The following is a 26171-nucleotide window of genomic DNA, read 5'->3' on the forward strand; positions in this document are numbered from 1 at the left end:
GGGGGCCGCACGATCACGGCAGCGCCTCGAGCCAGCCCCGACCGACGATCGCGACATCGCCGCCGACCTTGACCGAGACTTGGTCGCCGTCGTCCCATGGCTGGACGGTCAACTGGCTCGGCCGCCCGGCGAAGCGCCCCTGGTTCAACGTGAAGGACTGCCCCGACACCGCGCCGCAATGACGCAGGCGATAAGCGCCGATCGTGCCGGCGGCGCTGCCCGTCGCGACGTCCTCGACCACGCCGTCATTGTTCCAATGCCTCACCTCGAGCGCCGCTTCGTCGAGCAGTACGGCGAACTGCGCGCCGAAACTTCGTACCAGCTGCGAGATATCGACCCCGATCCGGGCGCATTCGAGTACGCCTGGCCGCACCGGTACGATGAGATAACTCAGCCCGGTACTCACCACCGCCAGCGGCAGGGTTTCGTCGAGGTCGTCCGGTCCAATGCCGAACGCAGCGGCGACCACGTCACGGTCGGCGACGTCGCCGAGGAATTCGGCCGCCCCTTGATTAAGCAGGCCGAAGAAACCCGCCGCTGTGCGAGTCGTTGCGACCGTTACGCTCTTATGTACGAGATCGAATGTCCATTCCGCATGGTCGGCATGGTCGCCCGCCGCATGCAACGCCGCCGCCGCGCCGATGAGCGGATGCCCGGCAAAAGGCAGTTCCTCGAACAGGTCGAAGATTCGCGCGCCGAACCGACCGGGCTCATCGGTCGGCATGAGAAAGACGGTCTCGAAATGCCGCAGCTCCTGCGTGATCGTCAGCATTTGCCGCGCGTCGAGCCCATCGCTGTCGGCGAACACGGCGAGGCTGTTGCCGGTATAAGGTCTCGGCGCGAACACATCGACATGACGATAGGCGAGCGGACGATGAGCGGGGGGGCGATGAGCGGGGGGCGGCCGGTTCATCACCCTCAAAGCCCGGTTCGCAGCCCGGCAGTGAACCGCGCGATTGCCGCTTCGTCACGCCGGTAGAAGGTCCAGCCTTTCTTGCGCGTGGCAATAACCAGCCCGCTATCGGCGAGCAGGGTCAAGTGCCGCGATGCGGTCGCTGCCGCGATCCCAAGCTTGTCGCGCAGAAAATCCGCGCACACGCCGTCGAGGACCAGGTCGCCATCGACCTGTGGCGAGAAATTGCCGGCAGGGTCCTTGAGATACTCCAGCACTGCCAGCCGTACCGGGCTGGCTAGCACCTTCAGAATCTCGAGCGTATTCGCCCGGTCATCATTCGATTCGTTATTTCGCATAAAGACGAAATAGACTTCAGTACCGTCAACATCAAGAGGCGAGCTTCGAGTACTGGACGCCGGTTGATTGGCGTAGGCCAACTAGCTCGGGCGTGTCAGCGTGAAATCGCTTTCTGCAAAGATCTGCCCGTTCACCAACAACTCGACCTTGTGCCGGCCGGCATGATGGGTCCGCGTGGTGAAGTCGCGCACTGTCTGGCGATGTGCGAACGGCCGTGTCGTGCCACCCTCGAGGTCGAAACTGCGCAGTTTGAATATCTTGGCGGCGGTACTTCCCGACTTCTTCACATAATGGATCGCATAGTCGACGATGAGACGCTGGCGCTCGGCGATGGTCGAACGCAGCTCGAATGTCAGGGTGACGGCATCGCCCAGTGCGATCGATCGCGGACTGATCGCAAATCCCGATACGGTGATCGCGGCCGCTTTTCCCGCGCCGACGATCGTCAGCGCGCGCCGGTCGCCCTTCTTGATCAGCGAGCGCAACGCATGCTTCGCAATCCACACCGTTGCCGGATTATCCAGCGTCCAGCTCTCGATCAGGTCGAGCGCCAGAGCGGGATTGTCCTTGGTCACGTCGTTGAGATGGTTGGCGACCGACTTGCGCACATACAGACTTGGATCGGCCTTGAGATTGTCGATGATCGCGCCGGTCAGCGCGGGATCGGCGATGATCGCGTCGAGTTTGAACGACCAGGGCAGGCGAGGGCGGCTGCCTTCGCTGGCGAGGCGGCGGACATGTTCGTTCGCGTCGCGCGACCATTCTTCCATGATCTTCAGGCTGCGCGCCGGGTCCTGTTTCAGGAAGTGCCGCATGGCGAATTCCGACGAGCCGAAGACCGTGAAATATTTCAACGCCTCCATCGAGACATGGAAATCGTCGCGACCATAAAGCGCGACATAGTCCGGCAGGACCATCGTTACGAAACCGCTGTTCAGTCGCGGCGCGAGGCGATGAAGGATGTCGAGGGTGGTACGATAATCGCCCGGCAAGGTGGCGTGCAGCGCTTCGCTCACCCGCCGCAGCCGTTCCATCAGCGATAATGCGTCCAGCCCGTCAGTGACCAGGGCGGTAAAGGCGGCCCGATCGAACGCCGGATACACGGCATGAGTCTCGTCGGCGATGTGCCGAATGCGCGCGGCGTTGAAAATCTCCTTCAGCGCCGTTGTTTCTGCCGCTTGGGCCATTTGCTGGTTCCTGACTCCCGGGTCGCGCTCACTACGGGAAAACGTCTTTTCTGGCCATGTTTTGCCAATCACCGAGACAATTTCGTTGATAATGAGAGTGACTCGCACTAGCCGAATGCCGACCGGAGAGATGGGCCGGGATTGTGGGAAGCAAGATTGAATGTCGGTCGGACTGTTATGCACGCTGCTGACCGGATCAGCTTTGCTCCCAGCGCTATCGACCGCCCATGCACGAGTCCTCGTGACACCGGGGGCGCGGCGCGACTGGCGCCCGTTCAGCCGCAAGTTCTGACCATCGAGTCGCCGCGCATGAAGGCCGCCATATCGATCCGCTATCGCCTCGGTGTGCTCGTGCGCGTGCTCGCCGGAGTGTTCGGCGGTTATGCCTTTGCCGCCGCGCTCGCCTACACACTGGCGCGTGCCCTGCCGATGGCCCGTAGCGAAGCGACGACCGCCGCCACCCTGATCGGCGTGCTGGCGATGCCAGCGGCGGTGATCTGGATCTTCGCGGTGGTGAGCGCACGGCGCGCGCTTGCCGGCATCGTCATCGTCACATTGTTGGTCGCCGCTGCTGGTTGGCTGTTGGGAGCGCCGGCATGAAGCAGGGGTTCCGCCAGTCGATGGCCTGGCTGCACAGCTGGAGCGGGCTGGTGCTCGGCTGGCTGCTCTTTGCGATCGCCGCGACGGGCACCGCGACCGTGTTCAAATCCGAGATCGGCGACTGGATGCGCCCGGAGCTGTCGGCCAGCGCCGATCCGCAAGCCGCGCTGGCGGCGGCGGTGGACTATCTCGCCGTCACCGCGCCTGCCGCGCCTGGCTGGTATCTCACCGCGCCCGACGATCGCACGGCCTCGACCATTGTCTCCTATGAAACCAGGGGAGCGAATGGCGAAGCGGGCTACCGGGTCGAGGCACTCGACCCCGTCACAGGCAGCGCGAAGGGCATCCGCGACACCTTGGGCGGCGAATTCTTCTACCGCTTCCATTTCGAACTTCAGCTGCCCTATCCCTGGGGCCGGATGCTCGCATCGGCGGCGGCGATGCTGATGCTGATCGCGCTGATCTCCGGGATCATCACGCATCGCCGCATCTTCGCCGATTTCTTCACGCTGCGGCCGGGCAAGGGCAAACGGTCATGGCTCGACGCGCATAATGTGCTCGGCGTGCTTGCGCTGCCATTCCATCTGATGATCACCTTCACCGGGATATTGACCTTGGTCACCATGACCCTGCCCTGGGCGGAGGTCGCCAATTACGGCTCGGACAGTGCGGTCTTTTACGCCGAGGCGTCGCCCGGCTTCTACTCGCGGCCGCGTGCCGAACGCCCGGCGCCGCTCGGCGATATCTCGACGATGCTGGTGGATGCGCGGCGCCGCTTCGATGGCGGGCGGATCGGGCGGATTTCGATCGATAATCCGGGCGATGCCGCCGCCGTGATGCTGGTGACACGGCATGACGGCGATCAGCTTGCCTATGCGCCATCGATCCTCGCTTATGACGCCGTCACCGGTCGCCTGTTGTCGCGTTATGTCGAAGCACGGCCGGCCAAGCGCACTTTCGACGTGCTTTACGGCCTGCACATGGGTCGCTTCGCACCCGAATTCAGCCGCTGGCTCTACTTCCTGTGCGGCTTTGCACTGTCCGCGACGATCGCCACCGGCATGGTGTTGTGGACCGCCGGCCGAACCAGGGATCGCGGCTTCAGTCATCAATTGGTCGAGCGGCTGACCGTCGGCGCGATCGGCGGCTTGCCGCTGGCGATGGTCGCATTCCTTTGGTCCAACCGCCTGTTGCCTATCGGCGCGGCCGGCCGCGCCGATCAGGAAGTGCGTTGCTTCTTCATTACCTGGGGCGTCACACTCCTGTTCGGCCTTGTCCGCACGCCGAGGCGCGGCTGGATCGAGTTGATGGGCGTGACGGCGCTCGCCTGGCTGTTGCTGCCGATCCTGTCCGGCGTTGTAACCGGCCGCTGGTTGCCGTTAAGCATCTGGCGTGGCGATTGGCTATTCGCCGGGGTTGATCTCGTGGCCATTGCGCTTGGCGCCCTGGCCGCCGCGATCGCGGTCAAGATCATGCGCCATCGCCCGCCACCACCGCGCACGCGGGCGCAACGCGCGTGACCGCTTTACCCTCGCTCCTGCTCGCGATCGCCGGTCTCGGCTGTCTCGGCCTTTCGCTTCATCGCCACGCCGGCCAGGCGGGCATCGGCAAGCAAATGCCCGCCCGCCTGCGCCCCGCCGGATGGGGCCTGCTGATCCTGTCGCTGGCGGCTGCGGTCAGCGCCGATAACTGGCGCATCGCGCTGGTGGAATGGATCGGGCAAGCCGGCCTCGCCGCGGCGGTGATCGTGATGCTGCTGATCTATCACCCGCGCGCGTTGCCCGGGGCGGCGCTGATTGCCGGCGTGTGTGGCGCGGCTGCGCTGTTCGCGGTGCGCTAGCACTGGATTGCTCCCATTCCCCGTTCGTTTCGAGCGAAGTCGAGAAACGTTGCGCAGCTTTTCGTGGCTTGCCTGTCGACCTCGCTCGAAACGAACCGGAGGGGGAGTTCAACCACAGCGTAAACACAGCTTCACGTTGACCGATGCCGTCCGGCTGTGGCAATCGGCCCCCGTCGCGGGTGTAGCTCAATGGCAGAGCAGAAGCTTCCCAAGCTTACGACGAGGGTTCGATTCCCTTCACCCGCTCCAGCTCCAGCTCCACACAGATATGCATCGAGCGCTGGCGAATTCGCGCGACACTCGGGTTGCATCCTTTGCCCCGCGATAATCTCGTCTCGTCCCGCACCCGCTGGCGCGCGCGGCGGGCCGATCGATTTAGCGACGAAGCGACGCAACCAATTGATCGGCTGAAGCTTATACCGCCGATGAAAACTCCCGATGCACCCAGCAAGCAACTGACTCGAGCATATCGATTGTCGAAGGAGGCGAGCAATTGCCTGACCATCGCCATCGGCAGCCGATCGACCGCCGACGCGGCGGAACTGATCGACGAGGCGATCAAGCTTGCAACCCGCGCGCACGAACTGCGCCAGTGCGCCTGAAACCCTATCGCGCGCCGCTCGTCGTTGCGCCGGCCACCGCACCGGCCGGATCGGCGCGCAACAGCGACCAGCCCGGCGGCAGATAGTCGACCGACATGTAGAAATAGAATGCGCAGCTGCCGTCGCGGCGATAGCTGCCGCCCTTCAGGATGCCGAATGCGGTGGTGCCGCTGAACACCGGCGATCCGCTGTCGCCGCCCTTGCAGGTCGGTCCTGATACGGTGACCCAGGTCGGCAGGCACGCGCCGCCGCAAATGTCGCCGGCCGGCGCGAAATCGGTGAGTTCGACCAGTGCGCAGCTATAGCCGGTGCGCTCGCCGCGATGGCACACGAAATCGCCCGCTCGTGTCGCGGCGCGAGTGCGCTGCCCGGTCACCGGTCGCAGCCGCGTCTTGGCCGTGTCGGCGTAGAATAAAGGGGGCAGGGGACCCGCACTGCCGTTGATCTGCAGGTCGCGATAACCCCAGCCCCATTGACCGATGAAATCGAGCGGCACCGTGCCGGCTTGCGGGTCGCGGTAGGACAGCGCGTCGAGGCAGTGCGCGGCGGTCGTCACGGCCTGCCGCTGTCCATCGCCGACATTGAAGCCGGTGGTGCAAAGATAGCGTTTGCCATCGGCGGGGCTGACCCCGTCGACCCGCGCGCCGCCGGCCACATCGAGATTGACATCGACCTGATTGACCATGCGGATCCGCACCGGCACGCCCGCGATCCCCTCGAATTTGGCCTTTAGCGCATCCGCCCCCGCGACCGCATTGGCGCCGCCGACGATCACCACCAGCTCGCCGGTGCGCGGGTCGAGCCCCATGCTCGGCGGGCTCGGCAGCGCCGCGCGAATCTCCGCCTGGTGCCAGGTCATCGCCCAGATCACCCGGTCGCGCGTCACCTTCGCGCCGGTGCGGAATATGATCGGCACGGTCATGCCGCCACCGCGTACGCCCATCGCGGCGACTGGCGCGTCACCGGTCAGATAGACCAGGATGCGATAGGCCGGCTTGTGCTCGATCGCGATGCCCGCGAGCCGGTCGCGATACATCGTCTCGATCCGGTCGGTCGCCGCGACGCTTTCTTCCTGCGCGGTCAACCGGCGCACCGCCTCGGCGACCGGCACGCCGAACTGCCGGCCATATTCCACCGCATCGCGTGCGATCGCGTCGGCGGGAGTTTCCATGATCGGCGGCGCCGGCGGTAGAGGCGGGCGCGCGGTGCTCACGGCCGGCGGAACCTGCGTCTGTGCGGTGGCCTGCGCGGCCGATAGCCCCATTACCGCCAGTAGCGCGCCGAATATCAGCTTAAACACTATTCGAGGCTAGCATCATAAACGACGGCTTGCGAGCGCTGCCGCAAGGCCAACAATCTTTGTCGGGCTATGCGTCGGGCTCCGGGGTCACCGCCGCACCGTCCGAAAGACGCGTCGGATTGGTCGGGACGACCGGGGCACCTTCCGGGGCCTCGTCGGGACGGCGCGGCTTACGCTGCATCAGCTTTGCCGCCAACCGCGCGACACTGGCCCGCGACGGCGCCTTTTCGGGCAATCCGTGCAAGTCCTTGTGCGGACCGGGAAGGTCATGGCGAGGCTGGTCGCGCTCCATCCCTTTAATTTAAGCCTTTTTCGGCGGATTGCCAGATGGCCACGTCATCGTCTTTGCGCTGGTCCTCATGGCGCTCGACGCTTGCTCTCGCTAAGGCGCCCGCATGCTCCGCCTCACCGAACTGGCCTTACCCCTCCACCACCCCGACGAGGCGCTTCCCGCTGCGATCTGCAAGCGGTTGCGCATCACGCCGCGCGAACTGGTCCGCCACGTCGTCGCGCGCCGCGCTCATGACGCGCGCGACAAGACCAATATCATGCTGGTCTATTCGGTCGATGTGAACGTGAAGGACGAACCCGGCGTTCTCGCTCGCTTCAAAAAGGATCGCCAGGTCCAGCGTACCCCGGACACGCGCTACCATTTCCTCGCCAAGGCACCCGAAACCGACACCACACTCCGCCCGGTAGTCATTGGTGCGGGCCCATGCGGCCTGTTCGCCGGCCTGATCCTCGCCCAGATGGGGTTTCGTCCGATCATCCTCGACCGCGGAAAGGTGGTGCGCGAACGGACCAAGGATACCTGGGGCCTGTGGCGGCGCAGTGTGCTCAACCCCGAATCCAACGTGCAGTTCGGTGAGGGCGGGGCCGGCACTTTTTCCGACGGCAAGCTCTACAGCCGGATCAAGGATCCGCGTCATCTCGACCGCAAGGTGCTGACCGAATTCGTCAAGGCCGGCGCGCCCGAGGAGATCCTCACCGAAGCGCATCCGCATATCGGCACCTTCCGCCTCGTCACCATGGTCGAAAGCATGCGTGAGACGATCGAGGCGCTCGGCGGCGAATATCGTTTCGAACGTCGTGTCGATGGCGTCGATATTGCCACGGATGCCGGCGGTGCGCGGACAGTGCGCGGCCTGCACCTCCACAATGGCGAGTATCTCGAGGCCGACCATGTCGTGCTCGCGATCGGCCATAGCGCGCGCGACACCTTCGCCATGCTCCACGCGGCCGGTGTTCATGTCGAGGCCAAGCCCTTCTCGATCGGTGTGCGCATCGAACATCCGCAATCCTGGATCGACGCCGCGCGCTTCGGTGCCAGCGCCGGGCATCCGATCCTTGGCGCGGCCGATTACAGCCTCTCGCATCACTGCAAGAATGGCCGTACGGTCTACAGCTTTTGCATGTGCCCCGGTGGCACGGTGGTCGCCGCGACGTCGGAGGAAGGGCGTGTCGCGACCAACGGCATGAGCCAATATTCGCGTAACGAACGCAATGCCAATTCCGGGCTGGTCGTGGCGATCGACCCGGCGCGCGACTATCCCGGCGATCCGCTCGCCGGGATCGCGCTGCAACGCCATTGGGAATCGCGCGCCTATCTCGCGGGCGGCTCGACCTACAAGGCACCCGCGCAGCGGCTTGGCGATTTCCTCGCCGGCCGTCCCTCGACCGCGCTGGGGCAGGTGATCCCGTCCTACCGTCCCGGCGTTCAAATGACCGATCTCGCCGAATGCCTGCCCGAGTTCGCAGTGACCGCGATGCGCGAAGCGCTGCCGGTGTTCGGCCGCCAGATCCCCGGCTACGACCATCCCGATGTCATCCTCACCGGCGTGGAAACCCGCACCTCCTCGCCGGTTCGCTTCACCCGTGGTGACGACCTGCAAAGCCTCAACACCGCCGGCCTCTTCCCGGCCGGCGAAGGCGCTGGTTATGCCGGTGGTATCCTCTCGGCAGCGGTCGACGGCATCAAGATCGCGGAAGCGGTCGCGGCGAGCCTGACCGGTGTGGCGATGCCGGTTAACCGGTGATGGGAGCAACGGGCATGCGGATCGGCAGGCGAGAGATCTTGACGAGTGCGGCGGGGCTGTTCGGCGCGGCGGCAGCGGCGCCGCTCACCGCGCGATCCAACGGCCTGCGTGCCTGGAAAACACTCGCCGAAGATGTGAAGGGCGAGATGGCCTGGGCCTGGGATCTCTACCGTCAGCACGCATGGGGCAAGGACGAGATCAAGCCAGTCAGCGCCACCACCTCCAGCTTTCCGCTCAAACACCATCATCTCGGCCTGACCCTGATCGAGGCGCTCGACACGCTCTGGGTGATGGGCCTCGACAGCCGGTTTCGCGACGGGGTCGACTGGGTCAAGGGCAATGCCGATTTCGACGTCGACGGCGAGGTGTCGGTGTTCGAAACCTCGATCCGCCTGATTGGCGGCTTGCTCTCGGCACACCATGCCAGCGGCGATCCGGTGCTGCTCGCCAAAGCGAAGGATCTCGCCGATCGCTTGCTTCCGGCGTTCGATACCCCGACCGGTTTTCCCTATCGCTTCATCAACCTTAAAACCGGTGCGGTGCGCGATCCGGAAACCAACCCGGCCGAAATCGGCACTTTCCTGCCCGAATGGGGCACGCTCAGCCGGTTGACCGGCGACCCGCGTTATCATGACGTGACGCGGCGCGCGATGGTCACGCTGTTCGAGAAACGCTCGAAGCTCGATCTGCTCGCGGTAAAGATCGATGCGCGGAGCGGAGAATGGCTCGATCGCCGCGCGACTGTCGGCTCCTATGCCGACAGCTATTACGAATATCTGTGGGACAGCTGGCAATTGTTCGGCGACGCCGAGTGCCGCCAAATGTACCAGCTGTGCACTGCCGCGATCCTGCGCCATCAACAGGTGTGGCGCGACGGCCGACTGTGGATCGCCGATGTCGATTTCGAAACCGGCAGGATCATCAACGCCGAACAGGACGAACTCGCGTCCTTCTATGGCGGATTGCTCGCGCAGGGCGGCGCGATGAAAGAGGGCGCCGCACTCACCGAAAGCTGGGCCGGGTTGCAGGATCGTTTCGGCGTGCTTCCGGAGGGGTATGACTATGCCACCGGCAAGCCGATCGCGGTCGGCAATGCGCTGCGCCCCGAGCTCGCCGATGCCGCATTCAACCTGTGGCTGCTTGACCGAAATCCGCGCTGGCGTGAGATCGCCCGTATCCATTTCCTCGCGATGAAGCGGTGGAACAAGGTCGAATATGGCTATACCGACCTCGCCGACGTCACCAGCGAGCCCAAGCGTCAGGCCGATCATTGCCCCGGTTATTGGTGGTCGGAACAGATGAAATATTATTATCTGATGTTCGCGGACACGCCGCGGTTCGATTACAAACGCAATTATCTCACCACCGAAGGCAATGTTTTGCTCGGCTTCCGCCGTGGGGCGTAAGGCCGGTTATTCCTTGAGCAATCGCGCTACATTCTTGTCTTCAGCGTCCGTATCTGACGCCAAGAGTTTATTTTCCCGCAGATGGCGCTAGCCAAGGGCGATGAGTGCCGCTCCGCCACCCGACCTGATCGACCGCCTGATCGACGACTGGAAGCGCGAGCGTCCGAATACCGAACCCGACGCGATGCACGTGGTCGGCCGGATCATCCGGCTCGCGCACATTTATGAAGAGGATGTGTCGCGCATGCTGCACGATCACGGCCTGGCCTATTCGGATTTCGATGTCATCGCGACCTTGCGCCGGTCGGGCGCACCCCATGAACTGATGCCGACCCAGTTGCAGAAGAGCGTCCTGCTCAGTTCGGGCGCGATGACCGCGTGTCTGAGGCGGCTGGAATCGGCTGGCCTGATCTCACGCGAGGCTGGTCAGCAGGATCGCCGGCGGCTCTCGGCGAAGCTCACCACCAAGGGATTCGACCTGGTCGAAAAGCTGATCGACCAGCGCTTCGATATTGCGCGCAAATCCGTAACCGGGCTCAGCGCGACGCAGTTCGCGACGGTAACGAACCTGCTGCGAAAACTCGGCTCATAATGCCCGCTCCCTAGCCGGTAGAGTCGGGAGCGTATTGCTATTCGTCATGTCAAAGAGCGGGACGGCGGTTTGCTATCGTGCCGTCGGGACGGCGTTAGCGGTCTGACGGGCGGGATTGAATCGATGGCTGCCGCCATTCGAAGCGGGCGCGCTTGCAGCGGGCGCGACAGGGATGCCGATTTCCCGCAGCTACGGGAAGATCTGCGGAGAATGCTTTTTGGGATGTTTTACGGGAATCCACGGGAAAAATTACGGGAAAATCGGCGAGTCAGAACGGGAATTTTGCGGGTGCTTTACGGGATTATCGGGAGATGATGGGGTGGAAATCATGGTTTGCTGGTTGCGAGTAGTCGATTCAAATAATTGGTCGGATGGGCTTTATCGTCGCTTAGAGGCCAACGTCGAAAAGCATTCATGACGATGCCGGGAAGCAATCTGAATCGAGCCGGCGTGCAGCCGGATATTTATCGCTACGTCTTCGCGTGAATTGCCTTGGGCTGACGCCCGAGAATGCATGGCGATCCGGCCTAGGCGATCAGCTTTCCGATCCATAAACTCCGCTAAGAATCGAAAGGCCGGACCATGCCCATCTTCCCCGACGACGTCTTCACCGAGCCGAGCGATGTCGATCCCGACACGCTCGCCAATCTCGGTCCGCTGCGCCGGCTTGCCGGCACATGGGAGGCGCGCAAGGGCGTCGATCTCAATCCCAAGGCGGACGGGCCGGAACGCCGCACCTTCATCGAGCGCATCGTTTTCGAACCGATCGATCCGCAAGCCAATGGGCCGCAGCTCTTCTACGGCCTGCGTTATCATATCCACATCACGACCGAGGAGGAGGACATCACCTTCCACGATCAGGTCGGTTATTGGCTGTGGGAACCGGCCACCGGCCTGGTGTTACAGACCGTCGCCATCCCGCGCGGCCAGGTTGCGATCGCCTCGGGCCAGGCGAGCGCCGATGCCGATCATTTGTCGCTCGTCGCCGAGCGCGGCCAGACCGAATACGGCATCTGCTCGACCGCCTTTCTCGAATACGCCTTCCGCACCGACCGCTGCCAGATCGACGTGACCTTCAACGCGGATGGCAGCTGGAGCTATGTCACCGACACCGTGCTGACCGTGCATGGGCGAAGTGAACCGTTTGCGCATCGTGATGAGAACACGCTGATATTGATCGAGAAGGCCAAGCCGAATCCTTGGTTCCAGATCGTTACGGCGAAGAAGGCCATTGCTGCGACATAGCTCGACAGAACGGGCGCAGCCGTTGGCAAAGCGGAGTTGGTGGCTTTGCGGCGGTTCGCTCAGCAGCTGAGACGAAAGGAGACACTGGTTCTAGCTCAACTCGATCGGCGTGTTAGTTACATCGCGTGCCAAGCGATGAAGCGCGTCCAACAGCGAAGCTCCATCGCCGACTGGGAACCGAGCCAACTCAGACGAGCGGACAAAAATCAGTTTTGCCTCGCCAGGCCAACCCGGACCGCCGTGCTCAATCGCGTCCCAGAAGGCATCCAAGTTGCGTCCGAATATGTTCGTTTGACCAGGGTTGGCTGCATCGACGTACCGTTGCCAAAATCAGCCGCCGATGTCACGCCCGTGCAGTCAATTTGGATCGTTCGCATATTGTGTCTCGTTCGCTGGCCTAATGTTCGCCCCTGGGATCGATAGTCGCCATTCGGTCCATCTGTACTACGCATGTCCGCTGTGGTGAATCCGGGCAAGATTTTCGTACCCTGATCTGCTGAAGTTGTAGGAGTAACAACCTCCCGTTCGCGCTGAGGAACGACACAGGGAGGCACCATTGGAGAAGGCCTGATATGGACACGCTGCACCTCGTCGACCCCGAACTCCGTCCCCTTCTGCAGGCATGGCCGACGACGACTGTCACCGCCGAAAATCTCGTCGCGATGCGCAACCGCGAATTGCCGTTGCCGCCGATCGATACCAGTATGACGACGCTTGAGACCTTGACCGTGCCCGGCCCCGATGGCGCACCCGGAATCGGGCTGCACATCTACAGGCCGAATGATTCAACCGGGCCGCTGCCGTGCATTTATCACATTCATGGCGGCGGTTTCATCGGGGGCTCGGCGAAGCAACTCGAGGCGATTCATCGTCCGATGGTCGCGGAACTCAACTGTGTCCTCGTGTCGGTCGACTACCGCCTCGCGCCCGAAACCATCTTTCCCGGTGCGATTGAGGATTGTTATGCCGGTCTCGCCTGGACCTTCGCCAATGCCGATCGGCTCGGCATTGATGCGACGCGGATCGGGGTGATGGGCGAAAGCGCCGGTGGCGGTCTCGCGGCGGCGCTCGCGCTGCTCGCGCGCGATCGCGGCGAATATGGTCTTGCCTTTCAGCATCTCATCTACCCGATGATCGATGACCGCACCTGCACATCCGCCGATCCGCACCCGATCACCGGCGAATTCATCTGGCACGCGCATAACAATCACTTCGGCTGGACCTCGCTGCTCGGCCGTGAGCCGGGCGGGGAGGGAGTGTCGCCCTATGCCGCCGCTGCGCGCGCGCAGGATCTGGCGGGCCTGCCGCCGACCTTTATCGCCACGGGCGGTCTCGACCTGTTTCTCGAAGAGGACATTGAATATGCGCGCCGCCTGATGCGCGCCGGCGTGCCGACCGAACTGCATGTCTATCCCGGCGGCTTCCATGGTTTCGACATCATGCCCGGCACGCGCGTCGGCGGCGCGGCCAAACGCGATAGCCGCGCCGCGCTGACGCGCTTTCTCCAACAGAAGGTCTGACCATGGCCATGGTGCCGTTTTTGGCCGCTTCGGACCAACCTATCGGATAGGTATTGCATTGGCATCGCGATCCGCTATGCGTCCTTTGACGGCTAACAGAGTCGATGGGAGAGCGCCATGGAAGCCTTGCTGAAGCAGACGCCGGTTCAGGCCGTGGTCGTCGCTCCCGAAATGACCACCTTGATCGGCGTTGGCAGTATCGATGGTGTCGTGCTGCCCGCCGATTCCGCGCTGCTCGTCTTCTGCTTTGGCGGTGTCGGCCTGCCCGCGACGCTGCGCATCGCGCATGATGCTGACGCCGAGCCGCTCGGCCAGGCGGCCGAAGGTGCTGCCAGCCTGTCGCTGGTCGTGACGCACGAAGTGCTTGGCCGTTTGTTCGGCTGGGAGGCGGCGCCCGAGCATGGTCGGCGCTATCACCTGACTTCCGAACAGCGCGCGATCGGCCTGGCGCTGCGCGATTACCCGCCGGGCACTTTCTGCGAAGCCTATCGTACCGGTAAGAGCATCGAATTGCTGTGCGAAACCGGCCGCCTGCTTGCCGATGGCGATCTCGTTCCCGTGGCTGTCGATGGCGTATTGTCGCTCGCCGACAGTCGTCGCCTGGTCGATGCGCGGCGCATCATCGACGAGCGCTGGTCGGAAAAGCTGACGCTGGACGGTTTGGCACGCGCCTGTGGCATCAACCGCGCCAAGCTGACCCGGGGGTTCCGCGAACTCTATCGCTGCACCGTCGCCGAGGCCTTGGCCGAACGCCGCCTCGCCGAGGCGAGCCGCCGCCTGCTCTCGACCGACCTGCCGGTGTCGAAGATCGGCTATGAAAGCGGCTATCTCAATAATGCCAGTTTCGCGCGCGCTTTTGGCCGTCGCTTCGGGGTGTCACCCAGTGAATATCGCGGCCGCACGCTCGCCGCGTGATGGTCTCGCGGCGCGGACTCAGCGACCTGTCCTGCACCGCATAGGCGTCGTCGGGAGAACCGCGTGTCCGACATGATTGTTGACGGCAGCGGATCGCTGGTCCGTCGCGCGATGGACGCGGTCAATGCCCATATCGTCGATCAGAAACTGCACGTCGGCGACACGCTGCCGGGCGAAGGCCGGTTCGCCGAACAGCTCGGCGTCAGCCGCGCGGTGATGCGCGAGGCGTTCGGCGCGCTCGCCGCGCTCGGCCTGCTCAATGTCGGCAACGGCCGCCGCGCGCGGGTCGGCGCGATGGACGGGTCGGTCATGGCGACCTCGCTCACTCATGCGATCAGTACCGATCAAGTCACTGTATCGGAGATCTGGGACGTGCGCCGAACGCTCGAGGTGCGCACCGCGGTCCTTGCCGCCGAGCATCGCAGCGAAGAAGACGCAGCATGCATTGTCGAGCTGGCTGAGGCGATGGCCGGCGAGGAGATCGATATGAGACTGATCACGCAGTTCGATATCGAATTCCATCAGCGTATCGCGCGCGCGGGCCGCAACGCGCTGTTCGTGCAGATCGTCCAGTCCTTCGCGCCCTTGATGGAGATCGCCGTGCCAGCCGCGTGGCGCACGCGCGTCTCGATCGAGCGGCGCGGGTTGATGATCGAACGCCACCGCGCGATTGCCACCGCGATCGCGGCGCGCGATCAGGTCGCCGCACGGATTGCGATGGAAGCCCATTTCGACGCCTCGGTGGGTGCAGTGCTCAGCGAGCTGGTTTAGGCACGTTCTTCTCCCCTCCCTTTATGGGAGGGGGCGGGGGAGGGTGCGATCGCGAAGCGCATCGCTCGACGCGAAGCGTCGAACAGGGCATCGAGCCCCGTCCGTCGCTGAACCCTCCTCAACCCCTCCCACAAGGGGAGAGGCTATCAAGCAAGTCGAGATCAGCGCTAATCCCGCAACCTGGTCCGCCACAGGCTGGCCGCCAGCAGCAGCGACACTACCGATGCGCCGATCCAGACCCAGATCGCGGCGCTGAAATCATAATGCCGCACGCCGTCGACCATGGTCATCCCGTTATTGATCAGCTTGCCGCTGACCCGCTCCTGGATCGCCGCGCCGAGATAGGAGAACACCCCGACCATGCCGAGCGCCGCGCCGGCGACGCGCTTCGGACAGATGTCGATCGCGAACAGTCCGCCGATCGACGCGAACAGCCCGGTCATGCCGAGCCCGAACAGGATCAGCGCGAACACCGTCCATAAAGTACCCGTGGGGCCGAAGAACAGCAGCACCAGGCCGGCAATCTCGACCAGGCCGAAGATCAGGTTCACCGGCGGGCGCCGCGCGCCGAAGAAGCGGTCCGAGATGTATCCGAAGCCGACCGAGCCGATGATCCCGGCCACCGTACTGGCCGCGAGCATCGATCCCGCCGCGGCCAGCGAATAACCGCGCGCTTCCTGCAGATAAAGCACGCCCCAGCTATTGATCGCATAACGCGTGACATAGATCGCGGCGCTCGACAGCGCGACGATCCACACCGCCGGGATCTTCAATATCTCGAGCTGATCGGCGAACGTCGCCTTGACCGGCGCGACCCGCGCGGCGGCGGGGTCGTAATGATCGTCCTTCCAGTCGGCGACCGTCGGCAGGCCCAAGGTGCGCGGCCGATCCGCCATCGCGAAATAACACGCGCCCGCCGTCACGATCACCGCGACCGCCGGTCCCCAGAACCCCCATTGCCAGCCAAGCGCCCCAACCAGCACCGAGCCCAGCGCGAAGGTCAGGCCCTCGCCGACCGAGTGCGACGCCGCCCAGATGCCGTAATAGCGGCCGCGCTCCTTGTTCGAGAACCAGCTCGCAATCGACACGATGCTGGCCGGCGCGCCATAGCTCTGGAACCAGCCGTTCAGGCCCCAGAACAGCGCCGCGAGCCACACCGTGGTCGCGAAACCCATGCCGATATTGCACAGCGCCGACAGCAACAGGCCCATCGCCATAAACAGGCGTGCATTGGCGTGGTCGGCGATAAAGCCGTTGATCAGCTTGCCCGCCGCATAGCTGTAGAACAGTGCCGAGCCGATCTGGCCGAGATCGTCGGGGGTGAAGATATTGGCGTCGATCAGCGGTTTCTTGACCACGTTGATCGCCAGCCGGCAGGTATAGCTGAACGCATAACCCGCGGTGATCGCGATGATGATGCGCAGCCGGTAGCGGCGGAACGTTGAATCGATATCGATATCGGTTCGGACCGGCCGATCGGGTCCTGTCGCGAATACGCCCAGCATCACGACTCTCCCCGCCGCCGCCGGTCGTTACCCGCGGTTCATCACCTGAGCATAGTGTGCGGGCCGGGCGGATCAACCGCCGACTTCGAGCCGGCTTAGCGCAGCGCCAGCCCCTTCTGGTGCATGCGCCACTTCATCTGGTCGAAGCGATCCTGACCAAAGAACGGCTCGTCTTTGAAGACCATTAGCGGGACGCCGTAATGCCCGCCGACGCGCTGCGCATCCTGCGAGGCCTGAATCGCCGCATCGAGCCGCTCGGGCTCGGCCGCCACCGTCGCATCCAGCTCCGCCAGGTCGAGTCCCGCGCGTTCAGCGGCGCGCTTCAGGTGATCGCCTTCGTGCCAGTTATCGACCGTCCCGTCCCAGATCACCCGGCTGACCTTGTCGATGAAGCACAGCCCGCGCCCGCGCTCGGTCGCCGCCTGACCCAGCCGGGTCAGGCGGTGGATATGCGGCTGTTCCGGGGGATAGGTTCGCGTTGCCATATCCATCTCTACTGGATCGGGCACCGGCCAGCGCAGTGGCAGGCCGACATATTCCGCGCTGCGATGAATGTCGCGCATCAGATAGCTGAACCAAAGCGGATCGGAATGAGTGAAGAAATCGGGCTGGCGGACCGCGATCGGATAAACGATCCGAACATTGCAGGCGACGTCATAGTCGCGTTCAAGTTCGACCAGCCGCCGCGTGACCAGATAGGAATAAGGCGAGCGGAACGACCAGTAGAGATCGTAGCTCAGCGTCATGTCGTCGGCGCGCGGACAAATGCGTCGATGATCGCGCAGAGTTGCTCGGGCGCATCTTCTTGCAGGAAATGCCCCGCATTCCCGATCGTCACGTGCGGCTGGCCCTTCGCGCCGGGCACGCGCTCGATAAACGGCTTCGCGCCGCCCGCCGTCACCGGGTCCTTGTCGCTGAAGCAGGTCAGGACCGGTTTGTCGAAACGCTCCAGTGCCTTCCATGCCGCGATGTTCTCGGCCACCGAGGGCTGGTCCGGCTTGACCGGCACCAATGTCGGAAAGATCCGCGCGCCGCTCTTGTAGCTCTCGTCGGGATAGGGCGCGTCATAGGCGGCCATCTCCGCCGGGCTGAGGTCGCGGACCACGCCGCCATTGACGATGAAGCCGGTGGGGAAGGGATCGACCTTCTGGCTGAACTGCCGCCATGCCTCGAACGCCGCGGAGAAATTGGTGCCGGTGGGCAAACCGGTATTGCCGACGATCACCCGCGCGAAACGGTCGGGAAAGGCGGCGACCAACCGGAGGCCAATCAATCCGCCCCAATCCTGACAGAACAGCGTGATGCCGGTCAGGTCGAGCGCTTCGAGCCAGTCGCTCATCCACGCGACATGGCGTTCATAGCTATAGTCATCGAGTGCCGCAGGCTTATCCGACCTACCGAAGCCGATCAGGTCGGGTGCGATCACACGGTGCCCGCTGGCGGCGAGCGTGGGCACGAATTTGCGGTAGAGATAGGACCAGCTTGGCTCGCCATGTAGCAACAGGATCGGCGCGGCGTCGGCGGGGCCCTCATCGACATAATGGATTCGCAAGTCGGTGCCGTCAGTGTCGCTGATGGTTTCGTAATGCGGCACGAAATCATAATCGGGCAGGGCGGCAAAGCGCGTGTCAGGCGTTCTCAACACTTCCACGGCGCTCTCCTGATCTATTGGCACTATTAATGCCATATACTCGGGAAATCGTCAATGGGCGGGCGCGGCCTTGCGATTGTCCACCAAGCGGAAACCGATATGATCGGTGCCGAGTCCACGTTCCTGGAACTGGCGCGCGGCGGGCCGATAGCGCGCGCAATAATTGGCGGCGCAGAGATAGGACCCGCCCTTGATCACGTATCTGTCCGGCCCGGCCGGATCGCGCGTCCACTCCCAGACATTGCCGATCATGTCGTGCAGGCCGAAAGCATTGGCGGGAAAGCAGCCGACCGGCGCGCGGCCCTTATAGCCGTCGGTGCCAAGGTCGCGCTCTGGGAAGACGCCCTGATAATAATTAGCGGTCGGCTTGCCATTGCTCGCCAGCGGCTCCGGCAGCGCCTTTTGCCCGCCATGTGCGGTATATTCCCATTGCGCTTCGGTAGGCAGTTCCTTGCCCGCCCAGCGCGCATAGGCGGCGGCATCGTCATAGGCGATCTGCACCACCGGATCGGCATCATGGCCGGCGATCGACTCCTTCGGTCCGGAAGGATGCCGCCACTGTGCGCCGACTGCCCAGCGCCACCAGCGCGGATCGTCGGGCGTGGGTATGGTGAACACCGCCGATCCCGGCACCTTCATCTCCGGCGGGGCGTCCGGCAGGGCGGGCGGGTCGCGCTCCGCCAGCGTGCGATATCCGGTCGCCTTCACGAATCTGGCGAATTCGGCATTGGTCAATTCATGGGTATCGATCCAGAAACCCCTCACTGTCACCAGCCGGGGTGGCCCTTCTTCCGGGTAACGCGCATCCTCTCCCATGATGAAGCTGCCGCCCGCGATCCAGCGCATCGCCGGGGCGGGATCGGCGCAACGTGCTGCCGGCGTGACATCAGGATGTCGGTTGCACGCCGCGAGCAACAGCAAGGCCAGCACGACATAGGGCCGACCTGTCACCCCTTGCTTTGCTCGAGAACGGCATCGGCCAACCGCAGGAATACCGCACGGGCGGCATCGATACCGAGTTCCTGATCGTGACGCAGCACGCGCCAGCACTGGAAGCTCAGCGACAGATGCACGGCGCTCAGTTGAACCGGATCGGCGTGGACCGATGCAGGCAGGATCGCATCGATCGAACTGCGCTCCATCCGCAACATGCGGCGATAGTCCTGCATGAGGAAGGTCGACTGGAATCGTTTCAGGCTGGCGGTGATGCGATAGGGCAGGATTGCCTCGAAGACCTCGCAGCGCCGCGCGGCCAGTTCGCGCATCTGTTCGCGCCAGGTGCCAGTGGTGAACGGCCGGAGCATGACGGGCAACACACGCGCCTCGATCGCCTCGGACATTTCGCGATAGAGCGAATCCATATCGTCGAAATGACGGAACACGGTGCGCAGACCGACCCCGGCCGCCTCCGCGACGCGCGCGGCGCTCGGCTGGACATCGCCGCCCTCGACCAGGTCCAGCATCGCCGCGACGATCTTTGCGCGGCTCGACACGCTGCGCTCGCGTCGCCCATCGACCGATTTTTGTTTGGCTCCGGCTGGCTGGGTCATGGCCATGCGGTCATTCTCGAACTCCAGCCTCAAGGATAAAATGACACTATACGCGCCAATAGATCGGTGGCAAACATGAACATATAGAAAGGGAGGGAGTGATGCCAGCCACCGACCGGCGCGTAAAGTGCGCTGCCGTCATCCTCGCCGTCCTCGCGGTGCTGGGCGCGGGCGGCTATGCCCTGTTCCAACACTACAAGATCTATTTGCCCGGCATTATCGGGCAGTGGCGCGAGCCGATCCTCGACAATCACCCGGTGGTGTGGGCGGGACCAAAACTGGCGCTGGCGGGTCAGCGGCCGCCCAATATCATCCTGATTTTGGCCGACGATCTCGGCATGAACGACATCAGCCTTTACGGCCGCGGCGTCGCCAATGGCGCGGTGCCGACCCCGAACATCAATGCGATCGCGACGCAGGGGCTGAACTTCTCCACCGCTTATGCCGCCAACGCGACGTGCTCGCCATCGCGTGCCGCGCTAATGACCGGGCGTTATCCAACCCGCTATGGCTTCGAATATACCGCCGCACCGCCGTCCTTCGCCGCCAACCTCGCGCATTCCGGTGGGCCATCCCCCTATCCCGTGATCTATCACCGCGAGCTCGATCACGATTTGCTCGACTATCCCGACATGGGCGTACCCGCGAGCGAGATCACCATCGCCGAGGTGCTCAAGGCGCGCGGTTATCACACGATGCATATCGGCAAATGGCATCTGGGTGAATCAAAGGCGCTGCGGCCGACCGGGCAGGGCTTCGACGAGAGTTTGGGTTTCCGCGCCGGCGGGGGCATGTACATGCCGCCCGGTGATCCGAACGTGGTCAACGCAAAGCTGCCGTTCGATCCGATCGACCGCTTCCTGTGGCCCAATCTGCCCTACGCCGTTTATTGGGGCGACGATCAGCGCTTCAAGCCGGTCGGCCATGCCACCGACTATTTCACCGACAATGCGTTGAAGGCGATCGAGGCGAACCGCAATCGGCCCTTCTTCCTCTATCTCGCCTATAACGCGCCGCACACGCCGCTTCAGGCGTTGCGCTCCGACTATGACGCGCTGCCGCAGATCAAGGATCATACACAGCGCGTCTATGGCGCGATGATCCGGCAAATGGATCGCCGTATCGGCGACGTGATGGCCAAGCTCAAGGCGCTGAATCTGGACGACAATACGCTGGTCATTTTCACCAGCGACAATGGCGGGGCGTGGTATACCGGCATCCCTGATCTCAACGCGCCGTATCGCGGGTGGAAGGCGACTTTTTTCGAAGGCGGCATCCGCGTGCCGATGATGATGCGCTGGCCCGGTCATATCGCGCCGGCGACCACGCCGGTGATCGCCGATCATCTCGACATCTTCGCGACGATCGCGGCGGCGGCGGGGGCCAGGGTTCCCACGGATCGGCCGATGGATGGCTTCAACTTGCTCGGTCCGGCGCCGAAACGCGACGCTCTGTACTGGCGCTCGGGCGATTATCGCGCGGTGCGCCAGGGCGACTGGAAACTGCAAGTCTCGAAGCGGCCCGACAAGGCATGGCTATTCGATCTCGCGATCGACCCAACCGAGAAGATCGACCTCGCGTCGCGCGAGCCGCAACGGGTCGCGGCAATGCGCAGGCTGATCGAGCACCATAATGTGGGGATGGCCAAGCCGCTCTGGCCGGGCCTGATCGAAGGGCCGGTGCGCATCGACGTGCCGCTCAACGCGCCGTGGCGGCCGGGTCAGGAGTATGTCTACTGGACGAACTGAACCGTTGTTTCGATGTGTCGCGCTGAACTTGTTTCAGCGTTCGAGCGAGAGTGTGTTCGCCCGAACCCACTCTTCGGCTGGCCGGGGGGCAAGCCTAAGCTCGAGCGCTGAAACAAGTTCAGGGTACGAGACTTTAGCGCCGGTGATGCGTTCCGGGTCGCAATGAAAAACCTGTGGTTCATCACCAATCCCTCGTCCGGCTCCGCCACGCCCGAGAAATGCGCCGCGATCGAGGCGGTGTTCGAGGAACGCGGCCTGCGCCTTGTCGGGCGCACTGGCTTTCCCGACGAGGCATTGCCAACCTCGCAATCGCTCGACGCGGCGAAGGTCGATACCGTCGTGCTGTTCGCCGGCGACGGGACAATCAACGCCGCGGTCTGTGCACTCGCCGAGTGGAAGGGCGCGATCCTGATCTTGCCCGGCGGGACGATGAATCTGCTGGCCAAGGCGCTGCACGGCAACGCCGATCCCGCCGCGATCATCCATACCGCGCATGAAGGCGGCGGGAAGGTCGCGCTGCCGTTCGTCGAGGCGGGCGGGCGCCGAGCGCTGGTCGGCCTGATCCTCGGCCCCGCGGCGAGTTGGGTGCGCGCGCGAGAGATGGTGCGCGCTGGCAAGGTCCGTGGGCTGGGTCGGGCGATGCTGATGGCATGGCGGCGAACCTTTGCGCGCGGGATCAAGCTGGAGGGCGTGCGCGGTTTGCGCGAGCGTGCCCAGGCGGTGTTCGTGCGGCCCGAAGCCGACCACCTCGATGTCGCGGCGGTCGATGCGCGCGATTTCCGCTCGATCACGGCGCTCGGCTGGGAATGGCTGACCGGCGACTGGGTCGCCGCCGCCGCCGTGACCCAGGTACGCGCGACGGTGATCCGGGTTGCCGGCTACAAACCGGCGCTGGCCTTGTTCGACGGCGAGCCGGTGATGCTTGAGCCCGACATCCCGATCACCGGCGGGATGACCGCGCGACAGTTTCTGAGGACCGTGGAGGCAACATGATTCGGCTGTTTCATGTCAGCGACGTGCATTTCGGTCGCGAGGACCGTGCGGCAGTCGCCTGGTTCGAGGGACTGGTGCACGCTGAAAAGCCCGACGCGGTGATCATGACGGGCGATCTGACGATGCGTGCGCGTACCCATGAATTCGCCGCAGGACTTGCCTGGCTGCAGGGGCTCGGCGTGCCGACCACGGTCGAGGTGGGCAATCACGACTTGCCCTATTTCAACCCGATCGCACGCTTTTTCCGGCCCTATCACCGTTATGAAGCGGTCGAACGGATGATCGAACAGCCGCTCGACCTGCCCGGCATCATGATCGTGCCGATGGTCACCACCGCGCGCTTCCAGTGGCGGCTCAACTGGTCGAAGGGGCGGGTCAGCCGCCGATCGCTGCAACAGGCGCTGGCGCTGGTGGAGTCCGCGCCGAAGGACGCATTGGTATTTATCGCCTGCCATCATCCGCTGATCGAGCCGCGCACCAGCGCGACGTCTGCGACGCATCGCGGGGCGGAGGCGTTCGCGGCACTGGCGCAGGCGGGGGCAGTCGCGGTGCTGACCGGCCATGTCCATGACCCGTTCGATATCATGCACGAGGTCGACGGGCGGAAAATGCGCATGATCGGTGCCGGGACACTGTCGGAACGGACGCGCGACACGCCGCCCTCGTTCAACGAAATCCGCGTTCAGGAAGGGCGGTTCGAGGTCAAGCTGCGGACGCTCGGGCCTGAGCCGGATGTCGTGCTGCCCAAGGAGCGGGCGGAACCCGGCCAGACCGGCGCTGAACCGGAATGAGCGCGCGCGCCAGGCAGATGCGGGTTTGAAGGTCGAGGTACGGGGCTCCATTCCCGCCGCGCTAGCGAGGCTTGGCGAGCGATTGAATCATGCTGTGGCGCGGGGAGATATGGGACACCGGTGGTTGCAGATCTTTGGCGCGGTGAACGCGGTACGGTGTTGGGCGAGAGGCGTCATGTAAAATGTCTAAAATCAATGATATAAGGTCATTTTTTGGCGTACTGTAAGAACGATTTCATCTGCGAGATAAGTGTTCCGCCCTCACAATTCTGAAAGCTACTTCTCCCCCCCATAAAGGGAGGGGAGAGAATGAGGGGCATTCCTGCGCTCTTCCGCAAGTCTGCTTGACTCCCTCTCCAATCTGTAGTTTCTGTTAAAACAGAAATATCGGAATAGGAGGAAGAAATGGCAAGCCTGGCCGCGACACCCTCAGCGTTACGGTTCCGCCAACCCGCGCCGCGTAACACGACGGTGGTCGATCCGCGCTTTCGCCAATTGCTCGGCGACACCGGCTGGGCATATTTGCCACCCAGCGTCCGTGCGCGCTTCGGGCGTAAGGCGCTGGCGACGCAGACGATCAGTTATGTTGGCGAGGTGAGCGAGTGCCGCATGAACCTTGCCGGGCGCGTCCTCGCCAATTTATGCCGGCTGGTCGGCGCACCGTTGCCGCTCAATACCGATACCGGCGTTGCCGCAGCCGTCTGCGTGACAGAGGATGCTGCCGGCAGTGGCCAGTTCTGGAGCCGGCAATATTGTCGCCGGAACGGTTTTCCACAGGTTATCCACAGTTCCAAACGTTTCGCCGGGCCTACCGGGCTGGAGGAATATCTCGGCATGGGGTTCGGCATTGCGCTGACCCTGAGCGTCGAGGCGGAGGTGCTGTATTTCGACAGCGACCATTATTTCTGGCGCGCCGGCCCCTTGCGCTTGCGCCTGCCGGCCTGGCTCGCGCCAGGGCGGTTAAGGATCGGCCATGTCGATTGCGACCAAGGCTGGTTCGCCTTCACGCTTGCGCTCGACCACCCGTGGTTCGGCGCGCTGGTGCGCCAGACCTGCCTGTTCACCGAATATCGTCCGGGAGCCGCGTCATGAACGACCCAGTCTTCATCAGCTTGCTGTTGGCGCAGGTCGCGATGGGCGGGTTCGATACCATCTATCACCATGAACTGACTCAGCGGCTCGCCTGGAGGCCGGGACAGGCGACCGAGCTGCGTCTGCACGGCGTACGCAACATGATCTACGCGCTGGTCTTTCTGATGCTTGGCTGGACCCAGCCGCACGGACTGGCGGCAATGCTGCTGATTGGCGCGCTGCTGGTCGAGCTCGGGATCACCTTATGCGATTTCGTCGAGGAGGACCGGGTCCGCGCGCTGCCCGCCAGCGAACGCGTGACTCATACCTTGCTCACGCTCAACTATGGCGTGCTGCTGGCGATGCTTGCGCCGGTGTTGCTGGCGGGTGCGGCGCGGCCGACCGGCCTTGTCATTGAGGGGCATGGCGTCGTCTCGATCCTGCTGAGCATCGCGGCCGGCGGCGTGGTGGTCAGCGGCATTCGCGACCTGCTGGCGGCGGCGCGCAACCATCGGCTCGATGAGTCACAAGCCAGCGAACTGGCGAACGCGCTCGGTGAGCGCAAGGCGATCCTGATCACGGGAGGCACCGGCTTTATCGGCCATCGCCTGGTCGCGGCGCTGGTCGAGGCGGGGCACGACGTTACGGTCCTGACGCGCGATCTCCGCAAAGCGCTCGGACTGGCCACGCCGGTGCGCATTGTCACCGACCTCGCCGCGCTGCCCGATGATTTCCGCTGTGATGTCGCGATCAACCTAGCCGGTGAGCCGATTGCGGCGGGGCGCTGGACGGGGAAGCGGAGGGCACTGGGTCGACTCCAGGCTCGCCGTGACCAGCGCGCTGCTGGCGTTTTTGACCCGGCTCGAGCATCGGCCCGAGGTGCTGGTCAGCGGTTCCGCGATCGGCTTTTACGGTATCGAGGATTGCGGCGCGATCGACGAGAGTGTCGGACAAGGCCGGGGCTTTGCCGCCGAGCTCTGCGCGCGTTGGGAAGCGGCGGCGCGCCAGGGCGAGGCGCTGGGTATTCGCACCATCCTGTTGCGCACCGGGATCGTGCTTGGGAATAGCGGCGGGATGCTGGCGAGCCTGTTGCCGATCTTCGAAGCCGGTCTTGGCGGACCGGTCGGGCATGGGCGGCAGGTGATGAGCTGGATCCATCGCGACGACCTGGTCCGCCTGATTGTCGCCGCGGTCGCCGATGTGGAAATTGACGGCGTGCTCAATGCAACGGCGCCCAATCCGGTGAGCAGCCGCGCCTTTGCCGCTGCGCTCGGCCAGGCATTGCGTCGGCCGGCGAACCTGCCGCTCCCCTCGGCGCCGCTTCGTCTTGCGCTGGGTGACCTGGCCGAGGAGCTGCTGCTTGGTGGGCAGAAGGTGTTGCCGGTCAAGGCGGTCTTCCATGGCTTTCGCTTTCGCTATCCGCGCATTGAACAGGCGTTGGGCGATCTCGTCGGACATCCGGCGGCCCATATTCCGACGCCGACACGACCGTTTGTCGAAGCAAGGCTGCTGCATTGACCGCGCGTGAGGCGGACGGGCTACGTTGTGGCCGCGCGGCAGCTGTTGCCGCTGCGGCTGCCGTCGCGGCGACTCTTT

26 protein-coding genes, 1 tRNA gene and 1 pseudogene are annotated in these 26171 nt (G+C 64.0%); 18 read left to right on the forward strand and 10 right to left on the reverse strand.

Going from position 1 to position 26171, the window contains the following annotated elements; translation table 11 throughout:
• Positions 1 to 13 precede the first annotated feature (13 nt).
• The 3 genes from G4G27_RS04735 to G4G27_RS04745 all read right to left on the reverse strand — a co-directional run bounded on the left by G4G27_RS04735 (position 14) and on the right by G4G27_RS04745 (position 2439).
• A complete protein-coding gene (locus tag G4G27_RS04735; RefSeq protein ID WP_183112277.1) occupies positions 14 to 913 on the reverse strand; it encodes a PhzF family phenazine biosynthesis protein in 900 nt (299 codons plus the stop codon).
• Positions 914 to 918: 5 nt separating this feature from the next.
• Complete coding sequence (locus G4G27_RS04740; RefSeq protein ID WP_202049664.1) at positions 919 to 1197, reverse strand: helix-turn-helix transcriptional regulator; 279 nt, start codon at positions 1195 to 1197, stop codon at positions 919 to 921.
• Positions 1198 to 1332: 135 nt separating this feature from the next.
• Positions 1333 to 2439, reverse strand: coding sequence for a DNA alkylation repair protein (locus G4G27_RS04745; protein WP_183112279.1), 1107 nt, complete (start codon positions 2437 to 2439; stop codon positions 1333 to 1335).
• A gap of 309 nt (positions 2440 to 2748) precedes the next feature.
• On the opposite strand from G4G27_RS04745, the gene G4G27_RS04750 reads away from it, so the two are divergent.
• The 5 genes from G4G27_RS04750 (at position 2749) to G4G27_RS04770 (ending at position 5481) form a co-directional block, all read left to right on the forward strand.
• The gene (locus G4G27_RS04750; RefSeq protein ID WP_183112280.1) at positions 2749 to 3039 is read left to right on the forward strand and encodes an iron transporter; all 291 of its coding nucleotides are present in this window, start codon (positions 2749 to 2751) and stop codon (positions 3037 to 3039) included.
• On the forward strand, positions 3036 to 4559 hold the full coding sequence (locus G4G27_RS04755; RefSeq protein WP_183112281.1) for a PepSY-associated TM helix domain-containing protein: 1524 nt from the start codon (positions 3036 to 3038) through the stop codon (positions 4557 to 4559). The genes G4G27_RS04750 and G4G27_RS04755 overlap by 4 nt, the downstream gene beginning before the upstream one ends.
• Positions 4556 to 4879, forward strand: a complete 324-nt coding sequence (locus G4G27_RS04760) for a DUF3325 domain-containing protein (protein WP_183112282.1) — start codon at positions 4556 to 4558, stop codon at positions 4877 to 4879. The genes G4G27_RS04755 and G4G27_RS04760 overlap by 4 nt, the downstream gene beginning before the upstream one ends.
• 175 nt (positions 4880 to 5054) lie before the next feature.
• A tRNA-Gly gene (locus tag G4G27_RS04765) sits at positions 5055 to 5128 on the forward strand.
• A gap of 176 nt (positions 5129 to 5304) precedes the next feature.
• The gene (locus tag G4G27_RS04770) at positions 5305 to 5481 is read left to right on the forward strand and encodes a hypothetical protein (RefSeq protein ID WP_183112283.1); all 177 of its coding nucleotides are present in this window, start codon (positions 5305 to 5307) and stop codon (positions 5479 to 5481) included.
• Positions 5482 to 5485: 4 nt separating this feature from the next.
• On the opposite strand, the gene G4G27_RS04775 is transcribed toward G4G27_RS04770, so the two are convergent.
• The gene (locus G4G27_RS04775; RefSeq protein WP_244624556.1) at positions 5486 to 6781 is read right to left on the reverse strand and encodes a S1 family peptidase; all 1296 of its coding nucleotides are present in this window, start codon (positions 6779 to 6781) and stop codon (positions 5486 to 5488) included.
• A 67-nt stretch (positions 6782 to 6848) separates the two neighbouring features.
• Positions 6849 to 7073, reverse strand: coding sequence for a hypothetical protein (locus tag G4G27_RS04780; protein ID WP_183112284.1), 225 nt, complete (start codon positions 7071 to 7073; stop codon positions 6849 to 6851).
• Between the two features lie 103 nt (positions 7074 to 7176).
• On the opposite strand from G4G27_RS04780, the gene G4G27_RS04785 reads away from it, so the two are divergent.
• From G4G27_RS04785 to G4G27_RS04820, 7 genes are all read left to right on the forward strand, one after another.
• Positions 7177 to 8817, forward strand: coding sequence for an NAD(P)/FAD-dependent oxidoreductase (locus G4G27_RS04785; protein ID WP_183112285.1), 1641 nt, complete (start codon positions 7177 to 7179; stop codon positions 8815 to 8817).
• Positions 8818 to 8855: 38 nt separating this feature from the next.
• Entirely contained in the window at positions 8856 to 10223 is a 1368-nt protein-coding gene (locus tag G4G27_RS04790) for a glycoside hydrolase family 47 protein (RefSeq protein ID WP_244624557.1), read from the forward strand.
• A gap of 100 nt (positions 10224 to 10323) precedes the next feature.
• Positions 10324 to 10815, forward strand: coding sequence for a MarR family transcriptional regulator (locus G4G27_RS04795; protein WP_183112287.1), 492 nt, complete (start codon positions 10324 to 10326; stop codon positions 10813 to 10815).
• 582 nt (positions 10816 to 11397) lie between these two features.
• Positions 11398 to 12060, forward strand: coding sequence for a heme-binding beta-barrel domain-containing protein (locus G4G27_RS04800; RefSeq protein WP_183112288.1), 663 nt, complete (start codon positions 11398 to 11400; stop codon positions 12058 to 12060).
• A gap of 572 nt (positions 12061 to 12632) precedes the next feature.
• Positions 12633 to 13580, forward strand: coding sequence for an alpha/beta hydrolase (locus G4G27_RS04810; protein ID WP_183112290.1), 948 nt, complete (start codon positions 12633 to 12635; stop codon positions 13578 to 13580).
• Positions 13581 to 13697: 117 nt separating this feature from the next.
• Positions 13698 to 14495, forward strand: coding sequence for an AraC family transcriptional regulator (locus tag G4G27_RS04815; protein WP_183112291.1), 798 nt, complete (start codon positions 13698 to 13700; stop codon positions 14493 to 14495).
• Positions 14496 to 14567: 72 nt separating this feature from the next.
• Positions 14568 to 15266: an FCD domain-containing protein gene (locus G4G27_RS04820; RefSeq protein ID WP_183113620.1), complete on the forward strand. Its 699-nt coding sequence runs from the start codon at positions 14568 to 14570 to the stop codon at positions 15264 to 15266.
• A gap of 167 nt (positions 15267 to 15433) precedes the next feature.
• Here G4G27_RS04820 and G4G27_RS04825 read toward each other — a convergent pair whose 3' ends face one another.
• The 5 genes from G4G27_RS04825 to G4G27_RS04845 all read right to left on the reverse strand — a co-directional run bounded on the left by G4G27_RS04825 (position 15434) and on the right by G4G27_RS04845 (position 19978).
• Entirely contained in the window at positions 15434 to 16771 is a 1338-nt protein-coding gene (locus G4G27_RS04825; RefSeq protein WP_183112292.1) for an MFS transporter, read from the reverse strand.
• Positions 16772 to 16866: 95 nt separating this feature from the next.
• Positions 16867 to 17517: a DsbA family protein gene (locus G4G27_RS04830; protein ID WP_183112293.1), complete on the reverse strand. Its 651-nt coding sequence runs from the start codon at positions 17515 to 17517 to the stop codon at positions 16867 to 16869.
• Positions 17514 to 18422 carry a haloalkane dehalogenase gene (locus G4G27_RS04835; protein WP_183112294.1) on the reverse strand — a complete coding sequence of 303 codons (909 nt, stop codon included), beginning with the start codon at positions 18420 to 18422 and terminating at the stop codon, positions 17514 to 17516. The genes G4G27_RS04830 and G4G27_RS04835 overlap by 4 nt, the downstream gene beginning before the upstream one ends.
• A 51-nt stretch (positions 18423 to 18473) precedes the next feature.
• Complete coding sequence (locus tag G4G27_RS04840) at positions 18474 to 19373, reverse strand: formylglycine-generating enzyme family protein (protein WP_244624558.1); 900 nt, start codon at positions 19371 to 19373, stop codon at positions 18474 to 18476.
• Positions 19370 to 19978, reverse strand: a complete 609-nt coding sequence (locus G4G27_RS04845) for a TetR/AcrR family transcriptional regulator (RefSeq protein ID WP_244624559.1) — start codon at positions 19976 to 19978, stop codon at positions 19370 to 19372. Before G4G27_RS04845 ends, G4G27_RS04840 begins: the two co-directional genes overlap by 4 nt.
• 95 nt (positions 19979 to 20073) lie before the next feature.
• Between G4G27_RS04845 and G4G27_RS04850 the strand changes: the two genes are divergently transcribed.
• From G4G27_RS04850 to G4G27_RS23985, 6 genes and pseudogenes are all read left to right on the forward strand, one after another.
• Complete coding sequence (locus G4G27_RS04850) at positions 20074 to 21720, forward strand: sulfatase-like hydrolase/transferase (protein ID WP_183112295.1); 1647 nt, start codon at positions 20074 to 20076, stop codon at positions 21718 to 21720.
• A gap of 162 nt (positions 21721 to 21882) precedes the next feature.
• The gene (locus G4G27_RS04855; protein WP_183112296.1) at positions 21883 to 22713 is read left to right on the forward strand and encodes a diacylglycerol kinase family protein; all 831 of its coding nucleotides are present in this window, start codon (positions 21883 to 21885) and stop codon (positions 22711 to 22713) included.
• On the forward strand, positions 22710 to 23504 hold the full coding sequence (locus tag G4G27_RS04860; RefSeq protein ID WP_183112297.1) for a metallophosphoesterase: 795 nt from the start codon (positions 22710 to 22712) through the stop codon (positions 23502 to 23504). Before G4G27_RS04855 ends, G4G27_RS04860 begins: the two co-directional genes overlap by 4 nt.
• A 405-nt stretch (positions 23505 to 23909) precedes the next feature.
• Positions 23910 to 24596 carry a DUF4166 domain-containing protein gene (locus G4G27_RS04865; protein WP_183112298.1) on the forward strand — a complete coding sequence of 229 codons (687 nt, stop codon included), beginning with the start codon at positions 23910 to 23912 and terminating at the stop codon, positions 24594 to 24596.
• A gap of 341 nt (positions 24597 to 24937) precedes the next feature.
• Positions 24938 to 25288: pseudogene (locus G4G27_RS24130) on the forward strand (NAD-dependent epimerase/dehydratase family protein); the annotation flags it as partial.
• A gap of 115 nt (positions 25289 to 25403) precedes the next feature.
• Positions 25404 to 26093 (forward strand): TIGR01777 family oxidoreductase, encoded by a 690-nt coding sequence (locus tag G4G27_RS23985; protein ID WP_244624560.1) that lies wholly within the window; start codon positions 25404 to 25406, stop codon positions 26091 to 26093.
• Positions 26094 to 26171: the final 78 nt, after the last annotated feature.

The sequence above is a fragment of the Sphingomonas sp. So64.6b genome (assembly GCF_014171475.1).
GTDB classification, from domain to species: Bacteria; Pseudomonadota; Alphaproteobacteria; order Sphingomonadales; family Sphingomonadaceae; genus Sphingomonas; species Sphingomonas alpina_A.